Here is a 15,710-nt window from a genome sequence, read left to right on the forward strand (position 1 = left end):
GCACACCCCCTCATTGCCCCTGGCAACCCCAATAAGCGCACCCCCGGCGCGGGCCGGAAAAACCTGGTGCGCAATCGCTCGCAAGACGTCCGTCGTCTTAGCGCAAGAATCCTGGAGCGGACATGGAATACTTTACCGTCTCGCTGTTGAACGGCGTGATTTACGGCCTGCTGCTATTCATGGTGTCGGCAGGCCTGACACTGATTTTCGGAATGATGGGCGTGCTCAACTTCGCGCACGCCTCGTTCTACATGATAGGCGCGTACGCCGCCTACACCCTGACGCCCGTCACCGGCTTCTGGACCGCGCTGGTCCTGGCCACCATCATCGCCGGCCTGCTCGGCATGGGCGTTGAGCGCTATTTCCTGCGCCGCGTCCACAAGTTCGGCCATGCGCAGGAACTGCTGGTGACCTTCGGCCTGGCCTTCATCGTGGCGGAGCTGATCAAGCTGTTCTACGGCGACTTCCCGGTCGACTACCGCGTGCCGCCGTTCCTCAACTTCGCGGCCTTCCGCGTGTTCGACGCGGACTATCCGTTCTACCGCCTGCTGATGGGCGGCGTGTCGCTGGCGATGTTCGCCGTGATCTATCTGTTGCTGTCGCGCACCCGCGTGGGCATCGTGGTGCGTTCGGCCATCTACCGTCCGCGCATGGCCGAGGCGCTGGGCCATAACGTGCCGCTGGTGTTCATGAGCGTGTTCGGCGTGGGCGCGGCCATGGCCGGCCTGGCCGGCGCGGTCGCAGGCGCTTTCTACACCACCAACCCCAACATGGCGCTGGAACTGGGCGTGCTGGTGTTCGTGGTGGTGGTGGTGGGCGGCCTGGGCTCGCTCGAAGGCGCGATGATCGCCTCGCTGCTGATCGGCCTGATCAGCTCGTTCTCGGTCGGCATCGACGCCAGCCTGGCGACCCTGTTCGGCCTGTTCGGCGCCGGCGAATGGGCCGAAAGCGTGGGCGGCCTGATGACCGTGAAGATTTCCAGCCTGGCCGCGACCCTGCCCTTCCTGCTGATGCTGGTGGTGCTGCTGGTCAAGCCTTCGGGCCTGAAGGGAGAACAGGCATGAGCCAGACCCGCCGTACTTCCGCCCTGCTGCTCCTCGTCCTGTGCGTGGCCGCGCTCTGCGCGCTGCCCTGGCTGCTGCCCCCGGGCCAGCTGGTGGCAGCCGTGCAGATGCTGATCGCCGCGCTGTTCGCCTGCGCCTTCAACCTGCTGGCCGGCCAGGGCGGAATGCTGTCCTTCGGCCACGCCGCCTACTTCGGCGTGGGCACCTTCGCCACCATCCACGCCATGAATGCGCTGGGCGGCGCGGGCCTCTTGCCCACGCCGCTGATGCCGTTGGCGGGCGGCGTGGCCGGCCTGCTGTTCGGCCTGGTCGCGGGCTGGTTCGCCACCATGCGCGCCGGCGTCTACTTCGCCATGATCACGCTGGCGCTGGCCGAGCTGCTGCATGCGCTGGCGCCGCACCTGAAAGGCGTGTTCGGCGGCGAGGCGGGCGTATCCGCCATGCGCATGCCGGCCTGGGGCTTCACCTTCGGTTCCGACATCGAGGTCTATTTCCTGGTGCTGGCCTGGGTGCTGGTGTCGCTGGCCGCGCTTTATGGCCTGACGCGCACGCCGCTGGGCCGGCTGACGCTGGGCCTGCGCGAGAACGCCAACCGCCTGCGCTACCTGGGCTATCGGCCGCACACGCTCAAGACCCTGGTGTTCGCGCTGTCCGCCATGTTCGCCGGCATCGCCGGCGGCCTGCAGGCGCTGAACATCGAGGCCGGCAACTACGTGCTGTTCGACGTCAAGCTGTCCACCGACGCGGTGCTGTTCGCCTACATCGGCGGCGTCAACGCCTTCCTCGGCCCGGTGCTGGGCGCCTCCATCCTGACCTTCCTGTCGCAGACGCTGGCCGACATCACGCGCTCCTGGCTGCTGTACCAGGGCATCCTGTTCGTGCTGGTGATGCTGTTCGTGCCGGACGGCCTGGTCGGCCTGGTGCAGGGCGCCGCCCGTTCGCTGCGCGAGCGCGGCCTGGCCAACTGGCTGCCGCGCGCCGCGGTATCCGTGGCGGGCGGCCTGCTGCTGACCTGCGCCACGGTCTTCACGGTTGAGCTGCTGCAACGCATGTTCGCCCGCGACTACCGCTCGCTGCTGGCCATGAACCCCGAGGCCGGCTGGCCCGAGATTCCGCTGTTCGGCCACGACTGGGCGCCGCTGGCGCTGTCGACCTGGCTGATTCCGCTGGCGCTGTTCGTGGCGGGCCTGGCGGCCTGCCGCTGGGCGCTGGCCCTGTGGCGCGACGACGAACAAGCCGCTCCCGCGCTGGAGGCTGCACAATGAGCCACGAAATCCTGACCCTGACCGACGTGCGCAAGTCCTTTGGCGACGCGCAGATCATCCGCGGCGTGAACCTGACGGTCGAGGCCGGCGAACGCCATGCCGTCATCGGCCCGAACGGCGCCGGCAAGTCCACGCTGTTCCACCTGATGTCGGGCTCGTTCGCACCGACCTCGGGCGACATCAGCCTGCGTTCGCGCTCCATCGGCGGCCTGCCGCCGGAGCGCATCAACCGCCTGGGGCTGGCGCGCTCGTTCCAGATCACCAACGTGTTCCCGCGCCTGTCGGTGCGCGAGAACCTGCGGCTGGCGGTGCTGCGCATGCACGGCCTGGTCTACAACTTCTGGCGCCCCATCGCCCGCAACCGCGCCGTCAACGAAGACGTCGACCGCCTGCTGGAGAAAGTGCGCCTGGCCGCCAAGCAGCACACCGCCGCCGGCGACCTGAACTATTCGGAACAGCGTTCGCTGGAAATCGGCATGACGCTGGCCTCGCGCCCCAAGGTCATCCTGCTGGACGAGCCCATGGCGGGCATGTCCCAGCACGAGGTGGACTACACGGTCGAGCTCATCAAGGACGTGACCCGCGACTGCACGCTGCTGATCGTGGAGCACGACATGCAGGTGGTGTTCTCGCTGGCCGACCGCATCAGCGTGCTGGTCTATGGCGAGATCCTCGCCACCGGCACGCCGGCCGACATCCGCGGCGACGCCCGCGTGCGCGAAGCCTACCTGGGAGAGGAAACGGTATGACGACGCAATCCCCCTTGCTGAGCCTGCAAGGCGTGCATGCCCACTACGGCAAGAGCCACATCCTGCACGGCATCGACCTGACGGTCGGCCGCGGCGAAGTCGTAAGCCTGCTGGGCCGCAACGGCGCGGGCCGCTCCACCACCATGAAGAGCATCATGGGCCTGGTGGACGTGACCGGCGGCAGCATCGCCATCGAAGGCCGCGACATCACCAACAAGCGCCCCTTCGAGATCGCCCGCGCCGGCCTGGGCTTCGTGCCGGAAGAGCGCGAGGTGTTCGCCAACCTGACCGTGGACGAAAACCTGCGCATGGGCGAACAGCCCAAGCGCGACGACGCGCCCTATTGGTCGACCGAGCAGATGTTCGACTACTTCCCGCGTCTGAAGGAACGTCGCGGCACCAAGGCAGGCAACCTGTCGGGCGGCGAACAGCAGATGCTGACCATGTGCCGTTCGCTCTTGGGCAACCCCAAGGTCATGCTGATCGACGAACCCACCGAAGGGCTGGCGCCGAAGATCGTGGAAGTGATCGCCGACGTGATCCGCGACATCCACAAGCGCGGCGTGTCCGTGGTGCTGGTGGAGCAGAAGCTGACCATCGCGCTGAAGGTCTCCACCCGCGTCAGCGTGATGGGCCACGGCCGCATCGTTTTCGAAGGACCGCCCGCGCAGCTGCATGAGCGCCAGGACGTGGTCCAGGAATGGCTGGCGGTCTGAGCGCCGGCAAATACATCGCTAAGAGGCAAACATCTTGGACCAAACTCCGGAAGTCATCCATCCCGACCTGCGCGGCCAGAGCGTCGTCATCACCGGCGGCGCCAAGGGCATAGGCCTGGCCACGGCGCAGGCCTTCGCGCGCCAGGGCGCGCGCGTGGCGCTGCTGGACATGGACGCCGCTGCGCTGGACGAAGCCGTCGCCGGCCTGGCCGCGCTGGGTGGCGAAGCGCTGGCCGTGCAGGCCTCGGTCACCGACGCCGACGCGGTCGAGCAGGCTTTCGCACAGGTCGACAAGGCCTGGGGCCGCATCGACGTGCTGGTCAACAACGCCGGCGTCTCCGCCAACAAGCCCACGCTGGAAGTCACCGTGGACGAATGGCGCCGCGCCGTGGACATCAACCTGACCGGCGTGTTCCTGTGCGCCCAGGCCGCCGGCCGCCGCATGGTGCCCGCTGGCGCAGGCGCCATCATCAACCTGGCCTCCATGTACGGCGTGGTGGCGGCGCCCGACCGCGCCGCCTATTGCGCCACCAAGGGCGCGGTGGTGCTGCTGACCGAGACCCTGGCCGTGGAATGGGGCCCGATGGGCGTGCGCGTGAACGCGCTGGCGCCGGGCTACGTGGAAACGGACCTGGTGCGCGACCTGGCCGCGCGCGGCCGTCTCGACCCCGAGCGCCTCAAGCAGCGCACGCCGCTGCGCCGCCTGGCGCAACCCGCCGAAATGGCCGACCTGGCGGTGTTCCTGGCCTCGCGCCAGGCCGCCTACGTCAACGGACACACCCTGGTGGCCGACGGCGGCTGGAGCCGCTACAGCTACCTCTAATCGCAAGAACGCATACACACATCTCTGGAGATTCACTCATGGCCACCCACCAACCGCTTGAGTCCCAAGCGCCCTGGCGGCAACTGACGGTAGACGCCAAGGACTGGCAACAGGCGGACCCGGCCCTGCTGGGCACCATGCTGACCCAGCTGCACTGGATCCGCGCCTTTGAAGAAGCCGTGCTCGACCTGGCCGCCGAAGGCCTGGTGCACGGCCCCGCGCATTCGTCCGTGGGCCAGGAAGGCGGCGCGGTCGGCTCGGTGCTGGCGCTGGGCGCCGGCGACCAGATCAACGGTTCGCACCGCGGCCACCACCAGTTCCTGGCCAAGGCGCTGCAGCACGTCGCGCCGCTGGGCCTGGACCCGCGCAATCCGCTCACGCCCGCCATCGATGAGGTCCTGCAGAAGACGCTGGCCGAGATCATGGGCCTGGCCCAGGGCTACTGCCGCGGCCGCGGCGGCAGCATGCACCTGCGCTGGCTCGAAGCCGGCGCGCTAGGCACCAACGCCATCGTCGGCGGCGGCGTGCCGCTGGCGGCCGGCGCGGGCTGGGCGCACAAGCACGCCGGCACCGACCGCGTCGCCGTGACCTATTTCGGCGACGGCGCGGTGAACATCGGCTCGGTGCTGGAAACCATGAACCTGACCGCGGCCTGGAAGACGCCGCTGTGCTTCTTCATCGAGAACAACCGCTACGCCGTGTCCACCACCGTGGAAGAGTCCACCGCCGAACCGCGCCTGTCGGCGCGCGGCCTGGCCTTCAACATCCCGTCGTGGAAGGTGGACGGCATGGATCCGCTGGCGGTTCACCTGGCCATGTCCGAAGCCGTGGCGCACATGCGCGCCGGCAACGGTCCCACCATCGTCGAAGTGGACGTGTACCGCTTTTTCCACCAGAACGGCCCGTTCCCCGGCAGCGCCTTCGGCTACCGCAGCAAGGACGAGGAAGCGCAATGGCGCCGCCGCGATCCGCTGGACAAGATCGCCGCGGAAATGATCGCCCGCCAACTGATCACGCAAGCCGAAGTGGACGCCCTGCGCCAGCGCTGCAAGGACGTGATGAAGGACGTGACCGGCCGCCTGACCGAAGCCGCCGACGGCGGCAAGCGCCGCGTGCGCGCCGACCTCTGGCCCAGCCCGGACTTCCGCGACGTGGGCCTGCGCAGCGACGGCTCGGAACTGGCCGGCCTGCGCTACCAGGAAGCCGCCGACTACGCCGGCCAATCCGCCGAGCGCAAGTTCGTCGACGCGGTGGCCGACGTGCTGGACCGCCGCATGGAAACCGACGCCGGCGTGGTGGTGCTGGGCGAAGACGTGCACCGCCTGAAGGGCGGCACCAACGGCGCCACGCGCGGCCTGAAGGACAAGTATCCGGACCGCGTGCTGGGCACCCCCATTTCCGAGAACGCCTTCGCCGGGCTGGGCGGCGGCCTGGCCATGGACGGCCGCTACCGGCCCATCGTGGAGTTCATGTACCCCGACTTCATGTGGGTCGCGGCCGACCAGATCTTCAACCAGATCGGCAAGGCCCGCCACATGTTCGGCGGCGACATCGACGTGCCCTTCGTGCTGCGCACCAAGGTCGCCATGGGCACGGGCTACGGCTCGCAGCACTCGATGGATCCGGCCGGCATCTTCGCCACCGCGCCCGGCTGGCGCGTGGTCGCGCCGTCCACGCCTTACGAGTACGTCGGCCTGATGAACACCGCGCTGGCCTCCAAGGACCCGGTACTGGTGATCGAGCACGTGGACCTGTACGCCTCCTCGGGCGAAGTGCCCGCGGACGACCTGGACTATGCGATCCCGTTTGGCAAGGCCCGCGTGCGCCGCGAGGGCGGCAAGGTCACCATCCTGACCTATCTGTCCATGGTCAGCCGCGCGCTCAAGGCGGCTGAAGCAGCCGGCGTGGACGCCGAGGTCATCGACCTGCGCACGCTGGACCGCGCCAGCCTGGACTGGGACACCATCGGCGCCAGCATCATGAAGACCAACAACGTGCTGATCGTGGAGCAAGGCGCGCGCGGCACCTCCTACGGCGCCATGCTGGCCGACGAGATCCAGCGCCGCTACTTCGATTGGCTGGATCAGCCGGTCAAGCGCGTGACCGGCGGCGAAGCCTCGCCCAGCATCTCCAAGGTGCTCGAGCGCGCGGCCTTCGCCGACACCGAAGAAGTCATGGCCGGCCTGGCCGACGTGCTGGCCGACCTGGGAGAACAGGCATGACCCTGCACATGACCGTGCCGATGGAAGTCGGCATCTGCTGCGCCGACCTGGACGCGCAGCTGGCCTTCTACACCGGCATCCTGGGCCTGAAGCTCGTCAACCGCGTGAACGTGCCGGCCGACAAGGCGCAGGCCACCGGCCTCACGCGCCATGGCTACGACGTGGCGCGCCTGCAGACCAGCTACGGCGAACGCATCAAGCTGCTGCAACCCGCCGCCGCACCCGAGGCCGCTGCGCGCGGCGCGGCCATCCTGGACCGCCAGGGCGCAACCTACCTGACCTTCATCGTGCGGGACCTGCCCGGCGTGGTCCGCGACCTGGAAGCCCGGGGCGTGGTCTTCGACAGCAAGCCCGCGCCGATGGAAGTGCGCCCCGGCACCTGGCTGGCGTTCTTCCGCGACCCTGAAGGCAATGTGCTGGAACTGGTCGAATACGACGATCCCGCCACCTACCGGCCGGACCTGGCTGGCGCCGCTGAATAGGACGAATATCGTGGCACACCTTATCAAGCTCCCCTCCGTTGCCGCCGACACCTCGGGCGGCACGCTGCACCAGTGGCTCAAGAAAGAAGGCGACGTGGTCGCCGTGGGCGATGCGCTGGCGGAAATCGAAACCGAAAAGGCCATTGTCGAGATCAATGCCGAGCAGGCCGGCGTGCTGGGCCGCATCGTGGTCCAGGCAGGCGCGGCCTCCGTGCCGGTGAACACCGTGATCGGCGTGCTGCTGGCGCAGGGCGAAGACGCCTCGGCCATCGACCGCGCGCTGGCCGAAGCCGGCGCGGCCGTGCAGCCGGCAGCCGCTGCCGCTGCTTCGGCTCCCGCCGGCAATGCCGCCGCCGTTTGCCCCCCGGCCAACTGCGCTGCCGCCCCTGCCGGCGCCGCAGCCGCGCCCAAGGCGCCGGCCGCCGCCAGCAACGCTCCGGTCCCCGGCGGGCGCCTGTTCGCCAGCCCGCTGGCGCGCCGCCTGGCCGCGCAATGGCATGTGGATCTGCTGGGCGTGACCGGCACCGGTCCGCACGGCCGCATCGTGCGCCGCGACGTGGAAGCGGCGCGCGACCGCGCCCCGGCCGCGGCGCCCGCAGCGCTGGCCGGCCGTCCCGCCGCGCGCCGCGTGCCGCATACCGGCATGCGCCGCGCCATCGCCCGCCGTCTCACCGAGAGCAAGCAGAACGTGCCGCACTTCTACCTGACGGTGGATTGCCGGATGGACGCGCTGCTGGCGCTGCGCGCCCAGGCCAACCAGGGCGGCGCGGTGAAACTGTCGGTCAATGACTTCATCGTGCGCGCGGCCGCGCTGGCCCTGCGCGAAGTGCCGGAGGTCAATGCCAGCTGGCACGAGGACGCGGTCGAATACCATGCCGGCGCCGACATCTCGGTGGCGGTGGCGACCGACGGCGGCCTGGTCACGCCCATCGTGCGCGATGCCGACGTGAAATCCTTGTCCGCCATTGCAGGCGAAATCGTCGAGCTGGCCGGACGCGCCAAGATCAACCGGCTCAAGCCCGAGGAATTCACCGGCGGCTCGCTGACCGTCAGCAACCTGGGCATGTACGGCATCAGCCAGTTCGCCGCCATCATCAATCCGCCGCAGGCCGCCATCCTGGCGGTGGGCGCGGCAGAAAAGCGTCCGGTGGTGGACAGCGACGGCCAATTGGCCGCCGCCACCGTCATGACCGTGACCCTGTCCGCGGACCACCGCGTGGTGGACGGCGCGGTGGGCGCGCGCTGGCTGGCCGCCTTCCGCACGCTGATCGAAAACCCCGTGCGCATCCTGCTGTGAGCCCCGCCATGACCAAGACTACGTTTGATCTCGTCGTGGTGGGCGGCGGCCCCGGCGGCTATGTCGCGGCCATCCGTGCGGCCCAGCTGGGCATGTCGGTCGCGCTGGTGGAACGCGCCGAACTCGGCGGCATCTGCCTGAACTGGGGCTGCATCCCCACCAAGGCGCTGTTGCACAGCGCCACCGTGCTGCGCGCCTGCCGCGAGGCGGCGCACTACGGCGTCGCGGGCGCGGGCGAAGCGCGTCCGGACCTGGCCGCCATGGTGGCGCGTTCACGCAAGGTGGCAGGCCGCCTGGGCCAGGGCGTGGCGCACCTGATGAAGAAGAACGGCGTGACCGTGTTCGCCGCCAGCGCCAAGCTGGCGGGCGGCGGCCGCCTGGCGCTGGACAACGGCAGCACGCTGTCGGCCAAGCACATCATCCTGGCCACGGGCGCGCGCGCCCGCGAGCTGCCGACGCTGCCCCTGGGCGAACGCGTCTGGACCTACCGCCAGGCGCTGGTCCCGGCCGAGATTCCGAAGTCGCTGCTGGTGGTGGGCGCGGGCGCCATTGGCGCGGAGTTCGCCAGCTTCTACCGCGCCGTGGGCGCGGAAGTCACGCTGATCGACATGACTGCGGAAATCTTGCCGCAGGAAGACGCCGAGATCTCGGCGCTGGCGCGCAAGGCCTTCGAAAAGCAAGGCATCCGGGTACTGACGCACTGCGCCGTGGCCTCGTCCTCGCTGACCGCGAGCGGCGTGAAGGTGACGCTGGACCAGCAAGGCAAGCGCAGCGAGCTGGAAGTGGACCGCGTCATCGTCGCCGCCGGCATCGTCGGCAACGTCGAGAACCTGGGCCTGGAGCAGACCCGCGTCAAGGTGGAGAAGACCCACATCGTCACCGACGGCCTGTGCCGCACGGGCGAGCCCGGCGTCTATGCCATCGGCGACGTGGCGGGCGCGCCGTGGCTTGCCCACAAGGCCAGCCACGAAGCCGTGCTGTGCGTGGAAGCCATCGCCGGCAGGCCCGCGCATACCATCGATCCGTTGCGCATCCCGGCCTGCACCTACTCGTACCCGCAGGTCGCCAGCATCGGCATGAGCGAAGCCCGCGCCCGCGAACACGCCGCCAAGACCGGCGGCGACATCCGCGTGGGCAAGTTCACCTTCGCCGGCAACGGCAAGGCGATCGCCATGGGCGAGGACCAGGGACTGGTGAAGACGGTGTTCGACGCCAAGAGCGGCGAGCTGCTGGGTGCGCACATCATCCACCCCGAAGCGTCCGAGCTGATCACGGGCTACGGCGTGGCGGCCTCGCTGGAAGCCACGGAAGAAGACCTGATGCACACCGTGTTCGCGCACCCGACCCTGTCGGAAACGCTGCACGAATCGGTGCTGTCGGCCTTTGGCCGCGCCTTGCACGCCTAGGCGCCATGCCAAGCGCGGCGCGGGTTCAGATCCGCGCCGCGAAGAAATCCAGGAAGCAGGCGATGCGCCGCGAGAGCTGCGTGTTGCGGTGATACACCGCGTGCATGGGCTGCAGATAGTCCGTGTGCGCGGCTTCCATCAGCTTCACCAGCCGGCCGGCCTTGACGTCCTCGCGCACCACGAAGTCAGACAGGCAGGCGATGCCCACGCCGCGCACCGCCAGTTGCCGCTGCGTCTCGCCGCTGGACGTCGCCAGCGTCGGCACCGCCAGATAGCTGGACCCGCCCGCGTGGCGCAAGGGCCAGACGTTCAGGCTCTCAGGCTGGGTGAAACCCAGCACTTCATGCGCCGCCAGGTCCTCCACCGTCTGCGGCGCGCCGCGCCGGGCCACGTAGTCCGGGCTGGCCATCACCCAGCGCGGCGACGGCCGCAGCGTGCGCGCATGCAGGGTGGAATCCGTCAGAGGCCCCATGCGCAGCGCCACGTCGGTGCGGTGTTCCATGAGGTCCACGATGCGGTCGTTGCTGGTGAGTTCGAGCGTGATCGCCGGATACTCGTGCCGGAACTCCGCCACCAGCGGCACCACGCAATGCAGCATGACGGGCACCGACGCATCCACCCGCAAGCGGCCCGCCGGGCGCTGATGCACCATGCGCATGCAATCCTCGGCTTCGTCCAGCGACGCGACGATGTGCCGGGCCTTGGGCAGGAAATGCTTGCCCTCCTCGGTCAGTTCCATGCGCCGGGTGGTGCGGTTGATCAGGATGACGCCGAGCTCTTCCTCAAGCCGCGACAGGCCGCGGCTGACGCCCGACGCAGTATGGCCCAGAAGCTCGGCGGCGGCGCTGAGGGATCCGGCATCCACCACGCCCAGGAACAGGCGTATCGCGTCAGAGTTCAGGGACATGAGGCAGGCTCCTTGGTTGATGGATCGATTGTATCGAGCCCCAGCGCTCAAGAAGCCTGCAAAAAAAACGCCGAAGGCCAGGCGATAGCCGGCCCTCGGCGCTCAGGAGCAACCGGCGATTACTGCGCCGGCACCACGGCAGTAACCTCAATCTCCACCTTGGCGCGGTCCTCGACCAGGTCCGCCACCTCCACGGCCGTCATCGCCGGGAAATGCCGGCCGATGTACTCACGATAGTGCTTGCCGATGGCGGGATAAGCCGCCACATACTCGTTCTTGTCCGTCACGTACCACGTCATCCGGACGATATGCTCAGGCTTGGCGCCGCCCTCGGCCAGAATCGCGACGATGTTCGCCAGCGTCTGGCGCACCTGCTCCGCCAGATCGTCGGTCTCGAACTGCTGCTGGCCATTCCACCCCACCTGCCCGCCCACAAATACGAGCTTGCTGCCCACCTGCATCTCGGTGAGCACGCCATTCGAATAGCCCCGGGGCGCCATCCAATCCGGCGGTTGCAGAATTTTCATAACGTCATCCTATATTTAAGAAAAGCAAACGATCCCCGCCGCTTACGCTGCGGGAACCAGATAAGCCTGCATGCGTTCCCGCAGATCCGCAGGCAGCGGCATGGACTTCATCGTCCGCAAATCCACCGTTACGATCGTCTGCGTCGCCGACAAGCGCAACTGGCCATCCGGCCCCTCGAAGCGCACCAGCGCCTTGAACGACGCGCCGCCGATGCGCTGTACTTCCAGCACCTGGCGCAGACGCTCGTGCCAGCGGCTGGGCGCGCTGAAATCGCACTGCACCGACGCCATCGGCGTGCCGATGTGCCGCTCCACGTGCAGCGCATGAAACGGCAATCCCATGCCCTTGTCGAACCATTCCTCGACAAAGTCATTGATCATCTCGAAGTAGCGAGGGTAGAAAACGATGCCCGCCGGATCGCAATGACGGAAGCGGACTTCGACCTGGCTGATGAAAGGGGCTGCCATGGAATTTCCTTGTTGCCGGTTCAGGCCATCTTGCGCAGCGCGAAACGCTGCAGCTTGCCGGTTTCGGTGCGCGGCAGCGCGTCGACAAACTCGATGGCACGGGGATACTTGTAGGGCGCGATATTGGCCTTCACGAACTGCTGCAGCGCCGCGACCAGCTCGCTGCCGGCTTCATAGCCCGGCTTGAGCACCACGAAGGCCTTGACCACCTGGCCGCGCTCGTCGTCCGCCGCGCCCACCACGCCACACTCCGCCACGGCCTCGTGACGCAGCAGCGCGTCCTCGACCTCGGGTCCGGCAATGTTGTAGCCCGCCGAAACAATCATGTCGTCATTGCGCGCCTGATAGAAGAAATAGCCGTCGTCATCCTGCAGGAACGTATCGCCCGGCAGGTTCCAGCCGTTCTGCACGAAGCGCCGCTGGCGCTCGTCCGCCAGATAGCGGCAGCCGGTAGGCCCCTTGATCGCCAACCGGCCCACCGTGCCGTTGGGCACGGGATTCATATCGTCATCGACGATCTGCGCCACATAACCCGGCACCACGCGGCCGATGGCGCCGGCCTTGACCGACTCCGGCGGGCTGGACACGAACACGTGGATCATTTCCGTGCCGCCGATGCCGTCGATCATCTCGATGCCGCTGGCTTTTTTCCAGAGCTGGCGCGTCGCATCCGGCAGCGCCTCGCCCGCCGACACGCTCTTCTTCAGCGACGACAGATCGAACTTGCCCACCAATGCCGCCATCTGGCGGTAGAACGTGGGCGCCGTGAACACGATGGTGGCGCGGAAATCCTGGATCAGCTGCAGCAGGCTTTCCGGCGACAGCTTCTCGGCCAGCACCGTGCTCGCGCCCACGCGCAGCGGGAAGCACAGCAGGCCGCCCAGGCCGAAGGTAAATGCCAGCGGCGGCGTGCCGCAGAAAATGTCGTCCGGACCCGGCTTGATGACGTGCTTGGGAAACAGGTCGCACATCGCCAGGACGTCGCGATGGAAGTGCATGCAGCCCTTGGGCGCGCCGGTGGTGCCGCTGGTGAAGGCGATCAGGCACACGTCGTCGGCCGCGGTATCGCAGGCCTTGAAATCATCCGGCTTGGCCGCTGCCAACGCATCCAGCGCGTCGGGCGCCTTGTCGTTGAAGTACATGACCTTGGTCAGGCCAGGGCAATAATGCTCATGGCTGGACTGGGTGCAGAACTCCGCCTCGTCTTTCAGGCGGGCATCGCACAGCACGGCCTGGATCTGCGCCTTGTCGATGATCTGCTTGAGTTCCTTGGCGCGCAACAGCGGCATCGTCGGCACCGTCACCAGCCCGGCCTTGATCGCTGCCAGCCACGAGGCCGCCATCATGGGATTGTTCGGTCCGCGCAGCAGCAGGCGGTTGCCCGGCACCAGGCCCATATCTTCGGCCAACACCCGGGCGATACGGTTGGTCAGCGCGGCCAGTTCGCGGTAGGTCATCGTGGCGTGCTTGCCGTCCTGGCTCCAGCGCAGCGCGACGCGCTCGCCGTGACCGCGCTCGACCATGGCGTCCACCAGTTCGACCGCGCAGTTCAAACGTTTCGGATAGGCCACGTCGGGGCCGTCGAGCAGGAACTCTGGCCATTGTTCGCCCGGGGGCAGATTGTCCCGGGCGAAAGTGTCGATGTGGGCGGATGCTTCCATGGAATTCCCCTTGCTATTGCGGTGTAGTTGCTGTGCCGGGACGACGGAGCTCGATGGCTGCCTTACGCCTTCAGCAGTTCACGGGCAATGATCAACTTCTGCACTTCTGTCGCGCCTTCGTAGATCCGCAGCGCGCGTATTTCCCTGTAAAGCTTCTCCACCGGCATCCCCGACACCACGCCCGCGCCGCCGAACATCTGCAGCGCGCGGTCGATCACGGTCTGCGCCGATTCCGTGGCGGTCATCTTGGCCATGGCCGCTTCGCGCGTGGTGCGCTGCTTCAGCACGTCGCGCATCCAGGCCGCGCGGTATGTCAGGAGCGCCGAGGCGTCGATGGCGGTCGCCATGTCGCCCAGCGCGGCCTGCGTCAGCTGCAGGTCCGACAGCGTCTGGCCGAACATGCGGCGCGACTTGGAACGCGCCAGCCCTTCGTCCAGCGCGCGGCGCGCGAAACCCAGCGCGGCGGCCGCTACCGAGGCGCGGAAGATGTCCAGCGTCATCATGGCCAGCTTGAAGCCCTGGCCCGCGTCGCCCAGCCGGTGCGACGCCGGAATGCGGCAGTTGTCGAACGTGATGGTCGCCAGCGGGTGCGGAGCGATCAGGTCGATGCGTTCGCTGACCTCGAAGCCCGGCGTATCGGCATCCACCACGAAGGCGCTGATGCCACGCGCGCCGGGTGCTTCGCCAGTGCGCGCGAACACGCAATAGAAGTCCGCGATGCCGCCGTTGGAAATCCAGGTCTTGGCGCCGTTCAACACATAATGGTCGCCGTCCAGCGTGGCCTCGCAGGCCAGCGCGGCCACGTCCGAGCCGGCGTCGGGCTCCGACAGCGCAAAGGCGGCGATGGCTTCGCCGCGCGCCACGCGCGGCAGATAGCGCTGGCGCAGTTCGTCCGAGCCCATCAGCGAAATGGCGCCGCTGCCCAGGCCCTGCATGGCAAAGGCGAAATCGGCCAGCCCTTCATGGCGCGCCAGGGTTTCGCGCAGGATGCACACCGCGCGGGAATCCACTTCCGGCAGCGCGCCGCCCCAGGCGCCGCCGGGGCCGCCCGCGACCGCGTAGCGCAGCCAGCCGGCCTCGCCCATGGCGCGCACCAGCTTCTTGCAGGCCGCGTCGGCGTCATGGTGATCCACGTCCCCCAGGGACGCTTCGCACCAGGCGTCGACCTCGTGCGCCAGCTTGCGGTGCGCATCGTCGAAAAACGGCCAATCCAGCCAGCTTGCGTCGCGCATGCTCAGTCCCCTTGGAACACCGGTTTTTGCTTGGCCACGAAGGCCTCGTAGGCGCGACGGAAATCGCGCGTCTGCATGCAGATGGCCTGGGCCTCGGCTTCGGCCTCGATGGCCTCGTCCACGCCCATGTTCCATTCCTGGTGCAGCAGCTTCTTGGTCACGCCGTGGGCGAAGGTCGGACCCGCCGCCAGCTGCGCGGCCAGCGTCTGCGCGGCGTCGGCCAGCGCGCCGGGTTCATGCAGGGCATTGAAGAAACCCCAGCTGGCGCCTTCTTCCGCCGTCATGGCGCGGCCCGTGTAGAGCAGTTCGGACGCGCGGCCCTGGCCGATCATGCGCGGCAGCAAGGTGCATGCGCCCATGTCGGCGCCGGCCAGGCCGACTCGCGTGAACAGGAAGGCGGTGCGCGCGGCGGGCGTGCCCAGGCGCATGTCCGAGGCCAGCGCCACCATGGCGCCGGCGCCGGCGCAGATGCCGTCGACCGCCGCCACGATGGGCTGCGGGCAAGCGCGCATGGCCTTGACCAGATCGCCCGTCATGCGGGTGAAGTCCAGCAGCTCGGGCATGCTCATCTTGGTCAGCGGACCGATGATCTCATGCACGTCGCCGCCCGAGCAGAAGTTGCCGCCCGCGCCCGTCACCACCACGACCTTGATGTCGGTGGCGTACACCAGCGCGCGGAACAGGTCGCGCAACTCGGCGTAGGAATCGAACGTCAGCGGGTTCTTGCGCTCGGGGCGATTCAGCGTCACCGTGCCGATCTTGCCGTCGGCCGACACCTGCCACAGGAACGTCTTGGCCTGGTAGCCGGCGAACGGACGCTTGTGGTGTTTCATGGTGTGCTCTTCGGGCTGGGTGCTCATGGTGTCTCCGTTCGTGAATTGGGGTGGATGG

At 68.2% G+C, this 15,710-nt stretch carries 15 protein-coding genes; 9 read left to right on the forward strand and 6 right to left on the reverse strand.

The features are described from left to right. Nucleotides 1-122: 122 nt before the first annotated feature. Genes IAG39_RS28285 through lpdA form a run of 9 tightly spaced genes read left to right on the forward strand, consistent with a single transcriptional unit; the run spans nt 123 to nt 10,024 of the window. Entirely contained in the window at nt 123-1,064 is a 942-nt protein-coding gene (locus IAG39_RS28285; protein WP_118933918.1) for a branched-chain amino acid ABC transporter permease, read from the forward strand. Beyond that, nucleotides 1,061-2,329, forward strand: a complete 1,269-nt coding sequence (locus tag IAG39_RS28290) for a branched-chain amino acid ABC transporter permease (RefSeq protein ID WP_118933919.1) — start codon at nt 1,061-1,063, stop codon at nt 2,327-2,329. The genes IAG39_RS28285 and IAG39_RS28290 overlap by 4 nt, the downstream gene beginning before the upstream one ends. Continuing rightward, nucleotides 2,326-3,078 carry an ABC transporter ATP-binding protein gene (locus IAG39_RS28295; RefSeq protein WP_118933920.1) on the forward strand — a complete coding sequence of 251 codons (753 nt, stop codon included), beginning with the start codon at nt 2,326-2,328 and terminating at the stop codon, nt 3,076-3,078. Before IAG39_RS28290 ends, IAG39_RS28295 begins: the two co-directional genes overlap by 4 nt. Continuing rightward, on the forward strand, nt 3,075-3,794 hold the full coding sequence (locus tag IAG39_RS28300; protein ID WP_054458931.1) for an ABC transporter ATP-binding protein: 720 nt from the start codon (nt 3,075-3,077) through the stop codon (nt 3,792-3,794). Before IAG39_RS28295 ends, IAG39_RS28300 begins: the two co-directional genes overlap by 4 nt. A gap of 34 nt (nt 3,795-3,828) precedes the next feature. Continuing rightward, nucleotides 3,829-4,617 carry an SDR family NAD(P)-dependent oxidoreductase gene (locus IAG39_RS28305; protein ID WP_118933921.1) on the forward strand — a complete coding sequence of 263 codons (789 nt, stop codon included), beginning with the start codon at nt 3,829-3,831 and terminating at the stop codon, nt 4,615-4,617. Nucleotides 4,618-4,655: 38 nt separating this feature from the next. After that, nucleotides 4,656-6,839 carry a thiamine pyrophosphate-dependent enzyme gene (locus IAG39_RS28310; RefSeq protein ID WP_118933922.1) on the forward strand — a complete coding sequence of 728 codons (2,184 nt, stop codon included), beginning with the start codon at nt 4,656-4,658 and terminating at the stop codon, nt 6,837-6,839. Further along, nucleotides 6,836-7,321, forward strand: a complete 486-nt coding sequence (locus IAG39_RS28315) for a VOC family protein (RefSeq protein WP_118933923.1) — start codon at nt 6,836-6,838, stop codon at nt 7,319-7,321. Before IAG39_RS28310 ends, IAG39_RS28315 begins: the two co-directional genes overlap by 4 nt. Nucleotides 7,322-7,331: 10 nt before the next feature. Further along, complete coding sequence (locus tag IAG39_RS28320) at nt 7,332-8,618, forward strand: pyruvate dehydrogenase complex dihydrolipoamide acetyltransferase (RefSeq protein WP_187774069.1); 1,287 nt, start codon at nt 7,332-7,334, stop codon at nt 8,616-8,618. Nucleotides 8,619-8,626: 8 nt separating this feature from the next. After that, a complete protein-coding gene (gene lpdA / locus IAG39_RS28325) occupies nt 8,627-10,024 on the forward strand; it encodes a dihydrolipoyl dehydrogenase (RefSeq protein ID WP_118935204.1) in 1,398 nt (465 codons plus the stop codon). Nucleotides 10,025-10,049: 25 nt separating this feature from the next. Here lpdA and IAG39_RS28330 read toward each other — a convergent pair whose 3' ends face one another. The 6 genes from IAG39_RS28330 to IAG39_RS28355 all read right to left on the reverse strand — a co-directional run bounded on the left by IAG39_RS28330 (nt 10,050) and on the right by IAG39_RS28355 (nt 15,679). Beyond that, on the reverse strand, nt 10,050-10,931 hold the full coding sequence (locus IAG39_RS28330; protein ID WP_118935202.1) for a LysR family transcriptional regulator: 882 nt from the start codon (nt 10,929-10,931) through the stop codon (nt 10,050-10,052). Between the two features lie 119 nt (nt 10,932-11,050). After that, nucleotides 11,051-11,458, reverse strand: a complete 408-nt coding sequence (locus IAG39_RS28335; RefSeq protein ID WP_042796274.1) for a RidA family protein — start codon at nt 11,456-11,458, stop codon at nt 11,051-11,053. Between the two features lie 42 nt (nt 11,459-11,500). After that, a complete protein-coding gene (locus IAG39_RS28340) occupies nt 11,501-11,926 on the reverse strand; it encodes an acyl-CoA thioesterase (RefSeq protein ID WP_118935201.1) in 426 nt (141 codons plus the stop codon). Nucleotides 11,927-11,946: 20 nt separating this feature from the next. Continuing rightward, entirely contained in the window at nt 11,947-13,587 is a 1,641-nt protein-coding gene (locus tag IAG39_RS28345; RefSeq protein WP_059379137.1) for an AMP-binding protein, read from the reverse strand. Nucleotides 13,588-13,649: 62 nt separating this feature from the next. Further along, the gene (locus IAG39_RS28350; RefSeq protein ID WP_118935199.1) at nt 13,650-14,819 is read right to left on the reverse strand and encodes an acyl-CoA dehydrogenase family protein; all 1,170 of its coding nucleotides are present in this window, start codon (nt 14,817-14,819) and stop codon (nt 13,650-13,652) included. A 2-nt stretch (nt 14,820-14,821) separates the two neighbouring features. Continuing rightward, nucleotides 14,822-15,679, reverse strand: coding sequence for an enoyl-CoA hydratase family protein (locus IAG39_RS28355; RefSeq protein WP_042796271.1), 858 nt, complete (start codon nt 15,677-15,679; stop codon nt 14,822-14,824). Between the last annotated feature and the right edge of the window lie 31 nt (nt 15,680-15,710).

This window comes from Achromobacter xylosoxidans (assembly GCF_014490035.1).
Classification (GTDB): domain Bacteria; phylum Pseudomonadota; class Gammaproteobacteria; order Burkholderiales; family Burkholderiaceae_B; genus Achromobacter; species Achromobacter bronchisepticus_A.

What these genes read in the sequence shown, in the direction of transcription:
- IAG39_RS28285 (WP_118933918.1), top strand. Translation starts at nt 123, where the DNA reads ATGGAATACTTTACCGTCTCGCTGTTGAACGGCGTGATTTACGGCCTG.
- IAG39_RS28290 (WP_118933919.1), top strand. Translation starts at nt 1,061, where the DNA reads ATGAGCCAGACCCGCCGTACTTCCGCCCTGCTGCTCCTCGTCCTGTGC.
- IAG39_RS28295 (WP_118933920.1), top strand. Translation starts at nt 2,326, where the DNA reads ATGAGCCACGAAATCCTGACCCTGACCGACGTGCGCAAGTCCTTTGGC.
- IAG39_RS28300 (WP_054458931.1), top strand. Translation starts at nt 3,075, where the DNA reads ATGACGACGCAATCCCCCTTGCTGAGCCTGCAAGGCGTGCATGCCCAC.
- IAG39_RS28310 (WP_118933922.1), top strand. Translation starts at nt 4,656, where the DNA reads ATGGCCACCCACCAACCGCTTGAGTCCCAAGCGCCCTGGCGGCAACTG.
- IAG39_RS28315 (WP_118933923.1), top strand. Translation starts at nt 6,836, where the DNA reads ATGACCCTGCACATGACCGTGCCGATGGAAGTCGGCATCTGCTGCGCC.
- lpdA (WP_118935204.1), top strand. Translation starts at nt 8,627, where the DNA reads ATGACCAAGACTACGTTTGATCTCGTCGTGGTGGGCGGCGGCCCCGGC.
- IAG39_RS28330 (WP_118935202.1), bottom strand. Translation starts at nt 10,931, where the DNA reads ATGTCCCTGAACTCTGACGCGATACGCCTGTTCCTGGGCGTGGTGGAT.
- IAG39_RS28335 (WP_042796274.1), bottom strand. Translation starts at nt 11,458, where the DNA reads ATGAAAATTCTGCAACCGCCGGATTGGATGGCGCCCCGGGGCTATTCG.
- IAG39_RS28340 (WP_118935201.1), bottom strand. Translation starts at nt 11,926, where the DNA reads ATGGCAGCCCCTTTCATCAGCCAGGTCGAAGTCCGCTTCCGTCATTGC.
- IAG39_RS28345 (WP_059379137.1), bottom strand. Translation starts at nt 13,587, where the DNA reads ATGGAAGCATCCGCCCACATCGACACTTTCGCCCGGGACAATCTGCCC.
- IAG39_RS28350 (WP_118935199.1), bottom strand. Translation starts at nt 14,819, where the DNA reads ATGCGCGACGCAAGCTGGCTGGATTGGCCGTTTTTCGACGATGCGCAC.
- IAG39_RS28355 (WP_042796271.1), bottom strand. Translation starts at nt 15,679, where the DNA reads ATGAGCACCCAGCCCGAAGAGCACACCATGAAACACCACAAGCGTCCG.